Source organism: Streptomyces sp. LS1784, assembly GCF_020103755.1.
In the GTDB taxonomy this organism is placed as follows: domain Bacteria; phylum Actinomycetota; class Actinomycetes; order Streptomycetales; family Streptomycetaceae; genus Kitasatospora.
The window spans coordinates 13,214-27,384 of record NZ_JAHSQD010000051.1 but is presented as its reverse complement, the minus strand read 5'-3'; the positions used below and the strand labels follow the sequence as shown (position 1 = coordinate 27,384).

Genomic DNA, 14,171 nt, shown 5'->3' with positions numbered 1-14,171 from the left:
CGCGGTCGAGGCCGTCCAGCGGCGGCGGTGCGGCGGGGCGCGGGACGGCGCTCCGGGCGAGCGCGGCGGCCTCCTCCTCGGTCAGGTACCCGGCCCGCCACTGCCCGGCGTCGGCGAAGGCGTGCAGCACGGCGTGGACGGTGGTCTCGGTGACGGCGCCGGTCGCGGGCAGCTGCCCGTACAGCAGCCGGTCGCGGGAGCCGGCGTCGGTGAGCATCACGGCGCCGACCTCGTGGCCGCCGAGCAGCACGTCGACGAACGGGACGTCGGGGCGGTCGGCGAGGGCCTGCGCGACGGCGTCCACCCGGCCGCTCAGCACCCGGATCCGCAGCAGCAGCGCGCCCACGGCGGCATCCTCGACGTCCGGCAGCCGGACCACCCGCAGCACCCCGGCCTGCCGCATCCGGCCCAGGCGGCGGGTGACCGTCCGGGCGGAGACGCCCAGCACCTCGGCGATCCGGCCGGGCTCGGCCCGTCCGTCCACCTGGAGCGCGCACACCAGGCGGCGGTCGAGCGCGTCCAGCACGGTGTCCGGATCGGCAGTGGAGAGGTCCATGATGTCCGATCTCCGTCGTCTCGACGACTTCTGCGTCCTGTTCGGCAGCCCCGACGGTACTCCTTGTCCGACCAGCCGGAGCAGACCGGCCCGGAGCAAGGAGGAGTCACCGTGACGAACGAGCTGTGGACGCTGGCGGAGAGCGTGGAAGCCGCGGTGCGCGAGGTCGGTGCGGGGCTGGCGGCCCGCCGGTCCACCGACCCGGTCACGGCACGGACCGCCGAGGAGGCGGCGGCCCGCTTCGCCGAGCTGGACGGCCCCGCGGCCGCCGCACTGCGGGAGCGGCTGACGGCGCTGCGCCCGCAGGCCGGCTGGGTGCCCGAGGAACTGGACGGCTCGGTGCCCGCCGAGGGCGAGTGGTGGCTGTGCGACGCGACCGACGGCGCGGTGCAGTACCTGCTCGGGCAGCCGCACTGGGCGGTGACCGCCACGCTGGTGCGGGACGGTGCGGCGGTGCTGGCCGTGGTGCACGCCCCGGAGCAGGACGGGCGCACCTACCGGGCGGTGCTCGGCGGCGGGGCCGAGCTGGACGGGCGGCCGATCGCGCCCCTGGAGCGGGAGTTGGCGGTCACCGTCGCCGCCACCAGCCAGCCGCCGCGGGTGGCCGCCGATCCGGTGGCGCTGCGCCGGGCGGGCGAGTCGCTGTCCGCGATGGCGGGGGCGGTCCTGGCGGTGCGCAACCTCGGCCCGACCGCACTCCAGGTGGCCCAGGTCGGCTCCGGGCACCTGGCGCTGTTCTGGGAGTACGGCCTCGACGCGGGCAACCTGCTGGCCGGGGCGCTGATCGCGCGCGAGGCGGGCGCGGCGGTGACGGACACCACCGGGTCGGCCTGGACGGCCGGCTCCGACGGCTTCCTCGCCGCCGCGCCCGGGCTGCACGCGCAGGCGCTGGAGGTGCTGCGGGCAGTCGGCTGAGGACGCCGGGGCGGTCAGCCGGCCGTCCCGGCGGACAGCCCGAAGAGGGCGGCCGCGTTGTCGTGGCAGACCGCCCGCAGCCAGTCCTCCCCCAGCCCCAGCCCGGCCAGCGCCTCCAGCTGGTGGATGTACCGGTAGGGGATGTTGGGGAAGTCGCTGCCGAGCAGGATGCGGTCCCGGAGCCCGCGCAGGCGCGACAGTTCCTCGCGCGGGAACGGGCCGTCGCCCTCGGCGAAGTCGGTGAACGCCATGGTGGTGTCCAGCCTGACGGCCGGGTGGCGCTCGGCCAGGTCGAGGAAGTCGCGGTACTCGGGCATCCCGAGGTGGGCGACCACCAGGACCAGGCCGGGGTGCCGCGCCAGCACCGCGCCGATCGGGCCGGGGCCGGTGAACTTGCCCGGCACCGGCCCGGACCCGCAGTGGGTGACCACCGGGGTGCCGGTCTCGGCGAGCAGGCCCCAGACCTCGTCCAGCAGCGGGTCCGCCGGGTCGTAGCCGCCGACCTGGAGGTGTGCCTTGAACACCCGGGCGCCGTCCTCGATCGCCCGGGCCACGTAGCCGGGTGCCTCGGGCTCGGGGAAGAAGGTCGCGGTGTGCAGGCACTCCGGGGTGCGGGCGGCGAAGTCGGCGGCCCAGGCGTTCAGCCAGCCGGCCATGCCGGGCTTGTGCGGGTAGAGCATGGACGTGAACGCCCGGACGCCGAAGTCCCGCAGCCGCCGGACCCGTTGCTCCTCGGCCTCGCGGTAGGTGATCGGCCAGGGGCGGTTCACCAGCGGGCCGGCCGCGTCGAAGTACGCCCACACCTTGTCGAGGACGTTCTTCGGCATGAAGTGGGTGTGCACGTCGATCAGCCCGGGCAGACCGAGGGCCTGCCAGAACTGCCGTACGACAGCGGCTTCCCGGACGTCCTCCTGGTGGACGCCCGTCTCGTGGGCGCTCTCCCCGGTGCTCACGCGGGCACCGGGCGGGCACGGTCGATGATCGCTCCGGTGTCCACCCCGGCCGGCAGGGTGCCGAAGGCAGCGCCGCGGTCGCCGCCCAGCCGGCTCGCGCAGAACGCGTCGGCCACCGCCGGGCTGCCGTACCGGACCAGCAGCGCGCCCTGGAAGGCCAGCGCCATCGACTCGACCAGCCGGCGGGTGCGGTACTCCAGGTCGCTCAGGTCGGTCAGCTCCTTGCGCAGCGCGGCGACGGCCGCGTCCAGTCGGCGGTCCGCACCGGCGGCGGCGTCGAGTTCACCGAGGAAGGCCTCGACGCTCTCCGGGCGCTTGGCCATGGCGCGCAGCGCGTCCAGGGCGGCGACGTTGCCGGAGCCCTCCCAGATCGACACCAGCGGCGCCTCCCGGTAGAGCCGGGGCATCCCGGACTCCTCCACGTAGCCGTTGCCGCCCAGGCACTCCAGCGCCTCGGCGGAGTGCGCCGGACCGCGCTTGCAGACCCAGTACTTGGCCACCGCCAGGCCCAGCCGACGCACCAGTGCCTCGTTCCCGTCCCCGGCGAGGGTCCGGTCGGTGGCCTGGGCGAGCCGCATGGCGACGATCGTGGCCGCCTCGGACTCCACCACCAGGTCGGCGAGCACGTTGCGCATCAGCGGCTGGTCGACCAGCGCCTTGCCGAACGCCCGCCGGTGCAGGGCGTGGTGAACCGCCCTGGTGGCGCCGTAGCGCATGCCGGAGGCCGCGCCGATCGTGCAGTCCAGGCGGGTCGTGTTGACCATCTCGATGATGGTCGGGACACCCCGGCCCTCCTCGCCGACCAGCCAGCCGACCGCCCCGTCGTACTCCAGCTCGGCGGAGGCGTTGGACTTGTTGCCGAGCTTGTCCTTCAGCCGCATCAGCTGCAGCCGGTTGCGGCTGCCGTCCGGGAGGACCCGCGGCAGCACGAAGCAGCTGAGACCGCCGGGCGCCTGGGCGAGGGTCAGGAAGAGGTCGGACATCGGCGCCGAGGTGAACCACTTGTGGCCGGTGAGCCGGTAGGTGCCGTCCGGCTGCGGAGCGGCGGCGGTGGTGTTGGTGCGGACGTCCGAGCCGCCCTGCTTCTCGGTCATCGACATGCCGGCGATCAGCCCGCGCTTGGTCCGCGGCTCGCGCAGCCCGAAGTCGTACTCCCGGGCGGCCAGCAGCGGCTCCAGCTCGGCGGCGAGGGCGGGGTTGGCGCGCAGCGCCGGGACGGCGGCGTAGGTCATCGAGATCGGGCAGGTGTGGCCGGCCTCGACCTGGCCCCAGACGTAGAACCCGGCGGCGCGGGCGGAGTGGGCGCCGGGCCGCTCGTCCCGCCAGGGCGCGGCGTGCAGGCCGTACGAGACGGCGGTGCGCATCAGCTCGTGCCAGGACGGGTGGAACTCGACCTCGTCGATCCGGTGGCCGAATCGGTCGTGGGTGCGCAGCACCGGCGGGTGTTCGTTGGCCAGCCGGCCCCACTCGGCGGCCTGCTCGGAACCGGCCAGCCGGCCCAGCTCGCGCAGCTCGGGCTCGGCCCAGCCGGCGTCGGCCCGCTGGAGGGCGGCGAGCAGGGTGGGGTCGGCGGCGGTGTCGTGTCCGTACGGCAGGGGCACCTGGTTGGTGACCTCATGCGTCGCTGTCATCGCGTCCTCCCAGGGCACGCAGGGTGAAGGAGACCAGGGCGGGGACCACCGTGGTGTTGTCGCTCGGGGTGTTGCCGCGTGGGGTGTCGTCGCGTGGGGTGTCGTCGCGCGGGGTGTCGTCGCCGTGTTCGGGCCCGGCGGCTTCGACCGGTGCGGCGGCGAGCGGGCCCGCCAGGGCCTCGCCGACCGCGCCGACCAGGGCGGCGGCGGTCAACACCGGATCCTGCTCGGGCAGTTCGCCGCTCGCCACGGCCACGGCGATCTCGGTGGCGATCACGTCCCGGAACGCCCGCCGGAACACCAGGCGCTCGACGTCCACGACCGCGTCGGCCGGCTCCACCAACAGCGCGTACGCCAACCGGGGGGCGCGCAGGGCGCGGGCGGCAAAGGTCTCGACCACGGCGGCGATCCGCTGCCGCGGGGTGTCCCGGAGGGCGACGGCGGCGTTGACCGCGTCGATCTCGTGAGTGACCACCCGGCGGAACAGCTCCACCGACAGCTCGGCCTTGCCGGCGAAGTGCTGGTAGAGGCTGCCGGTGGCGATCCCGGCACGGTCCGCCACGGCGGCCATCGTGCAGCCGCCGTAGCCGCGCTCGGCGAGCAGGCCGACCGCCGACTGGAGCACCGCTTCGCGCTGGGCGTCCAGGCGGGCTTGTACGGCGGGCGTGCGTCGGTAGGCCATGGAAGCATTGAAGCACTGATTCACTGCTTCGGGGAGAGGGCGGCCGGGTCCGGTCGGGCCTTTCCCGCTCGGACCTTCCGGTCGGGCCGGGTTCGGTGGTTCCGGGATGCGCGAGGAGCCCCGGAACGACGCGAGGAGGCCGCCCCGGAACGCGGGACGGCCTCCTGCTCGTGCTTCGTGGTGCGGCTTGCTGCGCCCGCGCTACAGCGGGCGGCGCTCCTGCTCCAGCCGCTGGCCCTCGACGTCCAGCGGGCCGAAGTCCGCGATCGGCTGCGGCGACTTGGCCAGCGAACGGGCGGCGTTCGGGTCGCCCAGACCGGCCCACTCCAGCACCTTGGCGGTGGCCTCCGCCGACTGGGCGGCGGGCAGCTGCCCGATCCTGGAGCCGTGGTTGCCGCCGGGCACGGTGTAGACGTAGCTGTCCTCGCTGCCCCGGCCGAGGCGGAACGGCTTGGCGCCCCACGGGTCGTTGCCGCCGTAGACGTACATGATCCGCTCACCCTCGCGCTTCACCCAGCGGTCGATGTCGGGCATCGCGTTCGGGTTGAAGACGGTCGGGATCTCCTTCGGCACGAAGCTGCGGACCGAGTAGAGCTCCTTGTAGTCGTAGTGCAGCACGCCCTTGAGGTGCGAGACGTCGAAGAACGGCGCCCCCAGCTCGGTGGCGGCCTGGTAGTAGTACGCGGTGTACTTCGCCAGCGACTGGTCGCTGTTGCCGGTGATGCCGGACTGCGAGTCGAACCAGGCGTACAGCTCGTCGTCGGTCGCGGTGGCGGCCACCGGGACCTTGTCGCAGTCGGACTCCAGGCTGTACTGCCAGAACGCCCAGACCACGTCCAGCACGCCGGCCTCGTACGCGCGGTCCGGGGTGCCGAGGGTGTCGAAGGTGGAGCCGGCCGCCTTGTTGTCCGCGACGTAGCGGGCCTCCAGGCGGTCGCGGCGCACCAGCAGCTCGCGCTGGGCCGCGTTCAGCCTGGCCCGGCACTCGGGGGTGCCGACGGTGCGGAAGAACTCGCTGTACGCCTCGGAGTCGTTGACGTTCGTGTTGTTCGGCGCGACGTAGGCGATCGTGCCGGCCACGTCGTCCGGGTAGAAGCGGCGGAAGTAGGTGGAGGACATGCCACCCTTGCTGCCGCCGGTGGACAGCCACTCCTCCTGGTAGATCCGCTTGAGCGCGGTCACCAGCCGGTGCGAGTCCGCGGCGCCCTGGCGGATGCCGGCCTTCGACCAGTCCGCCGGGTCCGGGCGGGAGGGGGTGAAGAACCGGTACTCGATGGACACCTGGTTGCCGTCCACCAGCCGGGTCGGCTCGGTGCGCGACGGGCTGGTGCCCAGGGTGTAGCCGTTGGTGTAGAAGACGGTCGGGCGGTCGTAGCCGCGGTGCAGCAGGCTGAAGCGCTGCTGGAAGGTGCCCAGCCAGGGCCGGAAGTGGTCGATCGGCTGGGTGTAGGTGGCGATGAAGTACCGGTGACCGGTGGTGGTCGGCTTCTCCTCGGTGATGGTCACCCCGGGGATCGCCGCCAGGCGGTCCTTGATGTCGGCGTTCGGGTCGTCGGCGGGGCTGCGGCCGTGGCGGGACCCGTTGCCCTGGTCGCCCTGGTCACCTTGTCCCGCCTGGGCACCCTGTACGCCCTGTGCACCCTGCGCGCCCTGGCCGTCGGCGGCGGACGCCGGGCTCGCCAGGCCGCCGAACGCGAGCAGCGGTATCAGCAAGGCGGAAACCAGCAGCCTTCTCACGGTGGTGGTCATCAACTCTCCCTCTGTTCAACTGACATGACTGCCGCCTTCCGGTACGGCCGTGCGGCATGGGTGGTGCGGCGTGGGTGATGCGGCGTGGGTGATGCGGCGTGGGTGGTGCGACGGCCGGCCGATGGACGGCCGAATGGGCCACCCGCCGTTCACGGATGGCCCATCGGGGAAGAAGTGCTGGTCAGTGGGGTTGCCCTGCTCTGCTGCCGGTTGAGGATTCCGTCGGGTCGAACGTTCCCCGTCGAGCCCGGTGGCTACTCGCCTACGGGCGGGGCAGGGTGCACCCGGGGAGGGTGAGGTCGAAGCGGTTGCCGGCGGCGAAGCAGGCCGGAATCCCGTAGGTCTCCTGGGCGTAACCGATGCCCCGGCGGACCGTCACCGCGCCGTTCTGGTCCACCTCGCAGGGGTTGTCCAGGGTGCAGGTCTCGCCGTTCTCGTTGATCGTGTTGTTGACGGCGACCACCTGGCCGGTCGAGGCGTCGACCACCGGCGAGCCGGAGGTGCCGCCGATCACGTTGCAGGCGGAGGTGTAGCGGACCGAGTCCTTGAAGGTCCAGTCGGCTTCCTTCAGCCGGTAGGCGAAGCCGTCGACCGAGCAGGAGTAGATCTTCTTCCAGTAGCCGGAGACGACCCGGATCGAGGTGCCCTGGACCGGGTGGGTGGCGGCGATGGTCAACGGGGCTATCCCGTACCGGGACTGGATCGAGGCGTAGGTCGTGTTCAGCTGGTAGATCGACACGTCGGTGTCGGTCATCGCACCGTAGACGATCTTGGTCGCACGCAGCGTGGCGGCACCGCCGCCGCTGGCGTTGAGCAGGGTGAAGGTCCGGCTGGAGGAGCGGTTGAGGACCACCTCGCCCGGGCCGGGCATGCCGGTCTCCAGGCAGTGGCCGTTGGAGAGCACCAGGGCCGGGTCGCTCGCGGCCGAGCCGGGCATCCGCACCAGCGAGCCGGAGCAGTTGCTGAGTGCGACCGTCCCGGCGAAGGTGACGGCGGAGAGGGGCTTGGCGGCGGGGGCTGCGGCCTGGGCCGGAACGGCTCCGACCAGGGCGGTAGCCCCGGAGATCAGGAGCGTGGTTACCGTGCCTATGAGCGGCTTCTTCATGAGAGACCTCTCGGTGTGGGGGGTCCACGGGTGGGGGTCCACCAAAGCTGTCCCGGACATGACTCACTGTCAAGAGTCAAAACAACGCCAAGAACCGCCCAAGACGCAATGGCCGGTTACCGCCGCCGCCCGGATCAACCGTCGGGCTCGCCGTCCGGCTCACGGTCCGGCTCACGATCCGGCTCACGGTCCGACTCGACGGTCTCAGCTCGCGGCCCTGATCGGCGGCCCTTGATCGGCGGTCCGGATCGCGGGCCGGCCGGTCGCCGCCGCCGAGGCCGTCAACTCCCGCGCACGGACGGTCAACCCGCCTGCCAGTGCTCCCGGCCGAGGCTGATCAGGCGCAGCTGGAGGCGTGCGGTCGCAGCGATCCGCTGCCCCCGGTCCGGGTCCGTCTCCAGCGCCTCCAGGAAGGCGGCGGCCGTGGACACCATGTGGTCGACGTACAGCTCGGCGAGCATCCGCAGATCCCGCTCGCTCCACCCCTGCGACACCGGCTGCAGCGCCAGGGCGTCTCCCACCTCGGCGGCGAAGCGGCCGAGTTCGGCGTCGATCGCCTCGCGCACCTGCCGGACTCCGCCGTGCCGCTCGCGCGCCAGGAAGCGGACGTGCGCCCGGTGCTCGCGGACGTGCCGCTCGATCACGTCCACCGCGCGGTCGATCAGTTCCTCGGCACCGCCGGCCCCGGCGAGCACCGAGCGGATCATGACATGCAGGCTGGCCAGCGACTCCTCGACCAGCGCCACCCCGAGGGCGGCGAGGTCCGGGAAGTGCCGGTAGAAGGCGGCCGGGGAGAGCCCCGCCTCGCGGGTGACCTCACGAACGCCCAGGCTCGCCAGGTTCTGATCAGCCAACAGGTGTAGCCCGGCGTCCAGCAATGCCCGCCGACTCTGCTGCTTCTGGGCCTGCCTGGCCCCAACGGTGTGACTCACGCCATTCAGTAAACATTCGTTTGCTGAACTTGGCCAGCCGGGCGTACAGTGGGAGCGAAGTCAGTGAACACTTGTCAACCGAAATCGGCGCAGTCCCAGCCGCAGCCGAAGGAGCCAGTCGTGATCCTGTTCTCCGCCCTGGTCGCCATGGGCGTCCTGATCGGCACCGCCGCCCACACCTCGCTCCCGGTCTTCCTCGCCGCCTCCGCCGGCATCACCGCCTGGCTGCTGGCCTTCGGCGCCCGCGAGGGCATCGCCCGCCTCCGGCACCGCTGACCCGGCCGCTCCGCGGACCGCACCCGCGGCCACTCCACAGAGAGGACCCGCACCACCATGAGCACCGTCACCGAACGTCCGACCATCGGCCGTCAGAGCGTCAGCAGCCAAGGCGTCGGACGCCGGAGCACCGGCCGCCCGGAGTCCCTCGCCCAGGAGAGCGACCGTCAGGGCACCTCCGAGGCGGACGGCCTCGCCGTCGCCTCCTTCCTCCTCGGCCTCCCCGGCCTGCTGCTGTTCAACATCGTCCTCGGGCCGATCGCCATCACCCTGGCCACGCTGGCCCTGGTCCGCGGCACCAGGCGGCGTGGCCGCGCCCTCCTCGGCCTGACTCTCGGCATCGCCTCGCTGGTGATCCTCTCCGTCACCATCGCCACCTCCCACGGAGTGCTCATCGACATCGGCTCCTGAACCGGCCCAATCGGCCTTCCACTTCTGGCTCCTGCTCCTGTATCGCCCTCCGATCCGCCCGTGAGCCACCGTTCCGCCGATGGATCACCGTTCCGTCCCTGAGCACCGTTCCGTCCTTGATTCACCGGACTGACCTCGGCCCCCTGAACGGCAGTTCGAACGACTGATCCCGTCAACCCGCCCCGCTCCCCCGGCCCGCCACGTAGGGTGGGCCCCATCGGCCGGGCGACCTCAGGGGGCAGGAGTGACTACGGAGAACCGCAGCGACGCACAGCCGGCACGGCCCACCCCGTCAGGCGGACGGCTGCTCGCCGTGAGCGATCTGCACATCTCCTACCAGGAGAACCGCGATCTGGTGGAGAAGCTCCAGCCCTCCCACCCCGGCGACTGGCTGCTCGTCGCCGGTGACGTCGCCGAACTCACCACCAGCATCGAGTGGGCCCTCGGCCTGCTCGCCGAGCGCTTCGCCCGCGTGGTGTGGGTGCCCGGCAACCACGAGCTGTGGACCCACCCCGAGGACCCGGTCCAGCTGCGCGGAGTGGCCCGCTACGAGCATCTGGTGGAACGCTGCCGCCGGCTCGGCGTGGTAACCCCCGAGGACCCGTACCCGCTCTGGGAGGGCCCCGGCGGACCGGTCCGCATCGCCCCGCTCTTCCTCCTCTACGACTACACCTTCCGTGCGCCGGGCACGACCACCAAGGAGGCCTCCCTGGCGGCCGCCTACGAGAGCGGCATCGTCTGCGCCGACGAGCGGATGCTCTACCCGGACCCGTTCCCGGACCGCGACTCCTGGTGCCGCGAGCGCGTCCGGCTGACCGAGAAGCGGCTGGCGGCCTGCGACCCGGACGTCCCCCTCGTCCTGGTCAACCACTACCCGCTGGTCCGCCAGCCCACCGAGATCCTCTGGTACCCCGAGTTCGCCCAGTGGTGCGGAACCGAGCTGACCGCCGACTGGCACACCCGGTTCAACACCGCGGCGATGATCTACGGTCACCTCCACATCCCCCGCCGCACCACCTACGACGGCGTGCCGTTCACCGAGGTCTCGCTCGGCTACCCGCGCGAGTGGCGCAAGCGCGGACTGCCGGACCCGCTGCTGCGGGAGGTCTTCCCGCAGTCCGCGGGCTGACCCTCCGGTTCACCGGCTCCTCCTGCCCCGCCGCCTCCTCTTCCGTCGCCTCCTACTCCGCCGCGATCGCCCTCAGGACGTCCAGCCGCGCCGCCCGCCCCGCCGGGCGGAGTCCGGCCACCGCGCCCGCCAGCAGCCCGGCCGCCAGAATCACGGCCAGCTGCACGGGCGGTATCGCGAACGATCCCGTCCCCGCACTGTCCGAGGCGCGCACCAGGGCCCAGCCGAGGAAGGCTCCGAGGCCCAGCCCGCCGACCGTCCCGAAGGCCGCCACCAGCACCGACTCCCAGCGCACCATGCCCCGCAGCTGACCACTGGTCTGGCCGACCGCCCGCAGCAGCCCCAGCTCCCTGGTCCGCTCGTGCACCGCCAGCGTCAGGGTGTTGGCGATGCCCAGCAGCGCGATCAGCACCGCCAGCGCCAGCAGCGCGTAGACCACCGAGAGCATCATGTCGACGCCGGAGGCCGCACTCTTCGCGTACTCGGCGCGGTCCTGCACCTGCGGACTGCCGTACGGGACCAGCGCCCGTTCCACCGCCGCCTTGCCCGCGGCAGCCGAGACGCCGTCACGCAGCCCGATCGCGACCATGGTGTCCGCGTCCTGCCCCCGGTGCGGGGCCCAGGCCTGCCGGGTCATCAGGTAGTCGCCGGCCAGACTGCCGCCCTCGTACAGGGCGCGGATGGTGAACGGGCCGCTCGCGCCGTCGGTGAAGCCCACGGTGACGGACTGTCCGAGCCGCCAGCCGTGCTGCTGCGCCTCGCTGCGGGAGACCGCCAGCCCGTCCGTGCCGAGCGCGGCCAGTGAGCCGTCGACCCGGCCGAGGTCGACGACCCCGGACAGCCGGGCCGGATCGGTCACGTCCAGCGTCCGGCCGTGCCCGTCGATCCGGGCCACGCCCCGGCCGAGCCCGGCGGTCTGCCGCACCTCGGGCAGGGCGGCCAGGGCGTCCGCCGCCTTGGGGCTGATCCCACTGCCGCCGGCCCCGAACGAGGCGGTGGTGACGGCGAGATCGCCCGCGAAGGACTTGCTCACCGTGTCGTCCAGGGTGGCCTTGATCGAGGCGCCGAACACGGTGAACAGCGTGACCACCGCGACTCCGATCATCAGCGCGCTCGCGGTGGCCGCCGTCCGGCGCGGGTTGCGGGCCGCGTTGCGCCGGGCGAGCACCCCGGAGACCCCGCGCAGCCTGGGCAGCGGCGCACCCAACATCCGCACCGCGCCGGCCGCGGCGACCGGGCCGAGCACCACCATGCCGGCCAGCACCGCCAGTGCCCCGAGCGCCGTCAGCAGCACGGACGGGCCATCGGTCGCGCCGAGGACGGCGACCGGCACTCCCCCGGTCAGCAGCAGGCTGCCGAGCACCACCCGGACGGTGCCCGAGCGCCCCTGCGCCGCCCGGTCGACGCCCGTGTCCCGCAGGGCCGCGAGCGGAGCCGTCCGCCCGGCCCGGACGGCCGGCAGCAGCGCGGAGCCCACCGCGACCAGCGTGCCGACCAGCAGCGGCAGCAGGACGGCGGCCGCGCTGATCACCATGCCGCCGGTCGGCAGGGCGAAGCCGAGCGCCGAGAACAGCGCCTTGAGCCCGGCGGCCACCCCGATCCCGCCCAGCAGCCCGCCGAGCGAGGCCAGCAGGCCGACCACCAGCGCCTCCGCCAGCGTCGCCCCGAGCACCTGGCCGCGCACCGCGCCGAGCGCCCGCAGCAGCGCGTGCTCCCTGGTCCGCTGGGCGACCACGATGGCGAAGGTGTTGTGGATGGTGAACGTCGCCACCAGCAACGCGATCCCGGCGAAGACCAGCAGCAGCGTGGTGAACATGGTCAGGAACCGCCCGGACAGCACCTGGGTGGACTCCTGGGTGGCCGCCGCGCCGGTGATCGCCTGGACGCCGGCGGGCAGTTGCGGGGTGATCCGGTCGGCCAGCTCCCGCTGGGAGACCCCGCCCGACGCGCGGACCTGGATCGAGGCGGCCTGCCCCTCGCCCTTGGGCGTGAGGTACCGCTCGGCGTCCGCGAAGGTCATCGCGGTGAAGGTGCTCGGCCCCATGCCGTCCGCGCCCGCCCCGAAGGTGGCGATGCCGACGACGGTGACCGGTATCGGATCAGGGGTGCGCAGCACGGTGGTCGAGCCGAGGTGCAGCCCGCCCGCCTTCGCCGCGCCACGGTTCACCACGACCTCGCCCGGGGCGGCCGGCGCCCGGCCCTCGGCCAGCCGGTAGGGGTTGAGCCGGCCGTCGGTCAGCCAGTTGCCCGCCAGGGTGGGCGGGCCCTGGCCGCCGATCGGTCTGCCGTTGCTTCCGATGAGCTGGCCCGCCCCCTGGACCGACGGCTCGGCGGCCGCCACCCCGGGTACGGTGCGCAGCCGGTCGGCGAGCGCCGCCGCCACCGGCGCCCGTACCCCGCCCACCGTGCCCGGCGAGTCCAGCACGTCGGCGCTGCGGACCACGACGTCGGTGCCGGCGTTGGCGTCGGCGAAGAGGGTGTCGAAGTTGGCCCGCAGGGTGTCGCCGAGCACCATCGTGCCGGTCAGGAAGCTCACTCCGAGCAGGATGGACAGGAGGGTGCCGGCCAGCCGCCTGCGGTGGGCGCGCAGCGAGCGCAGGCTGAGCCGGAGGGGAACGGTGTTCGTGTGCCCGCCTCGATTCGCTCGGATCCGCTCGCTCACGACCGACCCCGTTCGAAGGCCTTCATCCGGTCCAGCACCAGGGCGGAGGTGGGCTGCCGCATCCGGTCCACCAGCCGTCCGTCGGCGAGGAAGAGCGCCTCGTCGGCCCAGCCGGCGGCCGTCGGATCGTGGGTGACCATGACCACGGCCTGGCCCATCTCGTCCACCGCCCGGCGCAGCAGGCCGAGTACCTCGCCGCCGCTGCGGGAGTCGAGGTTGCCGGTCGGCTCGTCGGCGAAGACCACCCGGGGCCGCCCGGCCAGCGCCCGGGCCACCGCGACCCGCTGCTGCTGGCCGCCGGAGAGCTCGCTCGGACGGTGCTGCAGCCGGTCGCCCAGGCCGATCACGTCGACCAGTGTCTCCAGCCAGGCCTGGTCGGGGGCGGCCCCGGCCAGATCGAGCGGGAGGGTGATGTTCTCCAGGACGGTGAGCGTGGGCACCAGGTTGAAGGCCTGGAACACGAAACCGATCCGCTCCCGGCGCAGCAGGGTGAGCCGCCGGTCGTTGAGTGTGCCGAGCTCGGTGTCGCCGATCCAGGCGGTGCCGGCGGTGAGCGTGTCCAGCCCGGCCGCGCAGTGCATCAGGGTGGACTTGCCCGAGCCGGACGGGCCCATGATCGCGGTGAACCGCCCGGCCGGGAACTCCACCGTCACGTGGTCCAGCGCCCGGACCTCGGTGCCGCCGACGCCGTAGATCTTCACGGCATCGGCGACCCGGGCGGCGGCGCCGCGCACGACGTCCAGGGTGGTCACCTGGTGCCACCTCCCCTGGCGTCGTCCCGCGGCGGCTCGCTGAGCACGGCCCGCTTGGCGCGGTACTCCTCGGCGTCGATGTCGCCCTCGGCGTAGCGGCGGCCCAGGACGGCCAGCGGATGCTCCGCCACGGCTCCGGCCCCGCCCCCGAACCCGCAGCCGTGCGGCCGCCGGACCGTGCGGCGCAGCACCGCGATCACCAGGACCACCACGGCGATCCAGACCAGCGGGATCAGCAGGATCCACGGGCCGGGGCCGTGCCAGTCGGCCAGCTGCGTGTACATGATGGTTCAACTCCTCGGTGGTGGGCCTCCAGGACCTCGGGGGGTTCCCGAGGTGCCTAGAGCGTCCCGCCGAGGGGTCTCATCACGCGTCCTACCAGCAGCGGCAGTTGGGATACTCCCGGAAGAGTAGGGGC

The 14,171-nt window shown here is 73.3% G+C and carries 14 protein-coding genes; 4 read left to right on the top strand and 10 right to left on the bottom strand.

The features are described 5' to 3' along the window. A partial coding sequence (locus KS423_RS09415; protein ID WP_224277120.1) for an Lrp/AsnC family transcriptional regulator occupies positions 1-556 on the bottom strand: 556 nt, incomplete at its 3' end. Positions 557-667: 111 nt separating this feature from the next. On the opposite strand from KS423_RS09415, the gene KS423_RS09410 reads away from it, so the two are divergent. Further along, on the top strand, positions 668-1,471 hold the full coding sequence (locus KS423_RS09410) for an inositol monophosphatase family protein (protein WP_224277118.1): 804 nt from the start codon (positions 668-670) through the stop codon (positions 1,469-1,471). Positions 1,472-1,485: 14 nt separating this feature from the next. Here KS423_RS09410 and KS423_RS09405 read toward each other — a convergent pair whose 3' ends face one another. The 6 genes from KS423_RS09405 to KS423_RS09380 all read right to left on the bottom strand — a co-directional run bounded on the left by KS423_RS09405 (position 1,486) and on the right by KS423_RS09380 (position 8,523). Next, positions 1,486-2,424: an amidohydrolase family protein gene (locus tag KS423_RS09405; protein ID WP_224277116.1), complete on the bottom strand. Its 939-nt coding sequence runs from the start codon at positions 2,422-2,424 to the stop codon at positions 1,486-1,488. Further along, positions 2,421-4,055: an acyl-CoA dehydrogenase family protein gene (locus KS423_RS09400; protein ID WP_224277114.1), complete on the bottom strand. Its 1,635-nt coding sequence runs from the start codon at positions 4,053-4,055 to the stop codon at positions 2,421-2,423. The genes KS423_RS09405 and KS423_RS09400 overlap by 4 nt, the downstream gene beginning before the upstream one ends. Then, a complete protein-coding gene (locus tag KS423_RS09395) occupies positions 4,039-4,737 on the bottom strand; it encodes a TetR/AcrR family transcriptional regulator (RefSeq protein ID WP_224277112.1) in 699 nt (232 codons plus the stop codon). Before KS423_RS09395 ends, KS423_RS09400 begins: the two co-directional genes overlap by 17 nt. A gap of 201 nt (positions 4,738-4,938) precedes the next feature. Next, positions 4,939-6,486, bottom strand: a complete 1,548-nt coding sequence (locus KS423_RS09390) for a S28 family serine protease (RefSeq protein ID WP_224277110.1) — start codon at positions 6,484-6,486, stop codon at positions 4,939-4,941. 262 nt (positions 6,487-6,748) lie between these two features. After that, entirely contained in the window at positions 6,749-7,591 is an 843-nt protein-coding gene (locus KS423_RS09385; RefSeq protein WP_224277108.1) for a serine protease, read from the bottom strand. A gap of 302 nt (positions 7,592-7,893) precedes the next feature. After that, positions 7,894-8,523 (bottom strand): TetR family transcriptional regulator, encoded by a 630-nt coding sequence (locus KS423_RS09380; RefSeq protein WP_224277106.1) that lies wholly within the window; start codon positions 8,521-8,523, stop codon positions 7,894-7,896. Positions 8,524-8,643: 120 nt separating this feature from the next. Here KS423_RS09380 and KS423_RS09375 point away from each other — a divergent pair, with 120 nt between their 5' ends. The 3 genes from KS423_RS09375 (at position 8,644) to KS423_RS09365 (ending at position 10,339) form a co-directional block, all read left to right on the top strand. Then, entirely contained in the window at positions 8,644-8,799 is a 156-nt protein-coding gene (locus KS423_RS09375) for a hypothetical protein (protein ID WP_224277104.1), read from the top strand. A gap of 57 nt (positions 8,800-8,856) precedes the next feature. Continuing rightward, positions 8,857-9,210 carry a DUF4190 domain-containing protein gene (locus KS423_RS09370; protein WP_224277102.1) on the top strand — a complete coding sequence of 118 codons (354 nt, stop codon included), beginning with the start codon at positions 8,857-8,859 and terminating at the stop codon, positions 9,208-9,210. 244 nt (positions 9,211-9,454) lie between these two features. Next, positions 9,455-10,339, top strand: coding sequence for a metallophosphoesterase (locus KS423_RS09365; protein ID WP_224277100.1), 885 nt, complete (start codon positions 9,455-9,457; stop codon positions 10,337-10,339). A 52-nt stretch (positions 10,340-10,391) separates the two neighbouring features. Here KS423_RS09365 and KS423_RS09360 read toward each other — a convergent pair whose 3' ends face one another. From KS423_RS09360 to KS423_RS09350, 3 genes are read right to left on the bottom strand one after another with little or no spacing between them, the layout of a single operon-like run. Continuing rightward, entirely contained in the window at positions 10,392-13,001 is a 2,610-nt protein-coding gene (locus KS423_RS09360) for an ABC transporter permease (RefSeq protein ID WP_224277098.1), read from the bottom strand. Next, positions 12,998-13,753 (bottom strand): ABC transporter ATP-binding protein, encoded by a 756-nt coding sequence (locus KS423_RS09355; RefSeq protein ID WP_224277096.1) that lies wholly within the window; start codon positions 13,751-13,753, stop codon positions 12,998-13,000. The genes KS423_RS09360 and KS423_RS09355 overlap by 4 nt, the downstream gene beginning before the upstream one ends. Beyond that, positions 13,750-14,037, bottom strand: coding sequence for an SHOCT domain-containing protein (locus tag KS423_RS09350; RefSeq protein WP_224277094.1), 288 nt, complete (start codon positions 14,035-14,037; stop codon positions 13,750-13,752). The genes KS423_RS09355 and KS423_RS09350 overlap by 4 nt, the downstream gene beginning before the upstream one ends. Between the last annotated feature and the right edge of the window lie 134 nt (positions 14,038-14,171).

Bases quoted from the DNA above. Each gene is read 5' to 3' on its own strand.
- KS423_RS09400 (WP_224277114.1), bottom strand. From the start codon at position 4,055: ATGACAGCGACGCATGAGGTCACCAACCAGGTGCCCCTGCCGTACGGA.
- KS423_RS09385 (WP_224277108.1), bottom strand. From the start codon at position 7,591: ATGAAGAAGCCGCTCATAGGCACGGTAACCACGCTCCTGATCTCCGGG.
- KS423_RS09370 (WP_224277102.1), top strand. From the start codon at position 8,857: ATGAGCACCGTCACCGAACGTCCGACCATCGGCCGTCAGAGCGTCAGC.
- KS423_RS09395 (WP_224277112.1), bottom strand. From the start codon at position 4,737: ATGGCCTACCGACGCACGCCCGCCGTACAAGCCCGCCTGGACGCCCAG.
- KS423_RS09350 (WP_224277094.1), bottom strand. From the start codon at position 14,037: ATGTACACGCAGCTGGCCGACTGGCACGGCCCCGGCCCGTGGATCCTG.
- KS423_RS09390 (WP_224277110.1), bottom strand. From the start codon at position 6,486: ATGACCACCACCGTGAGAAGGCTGCTGGTTTCCGCCTTGCTGATACCG.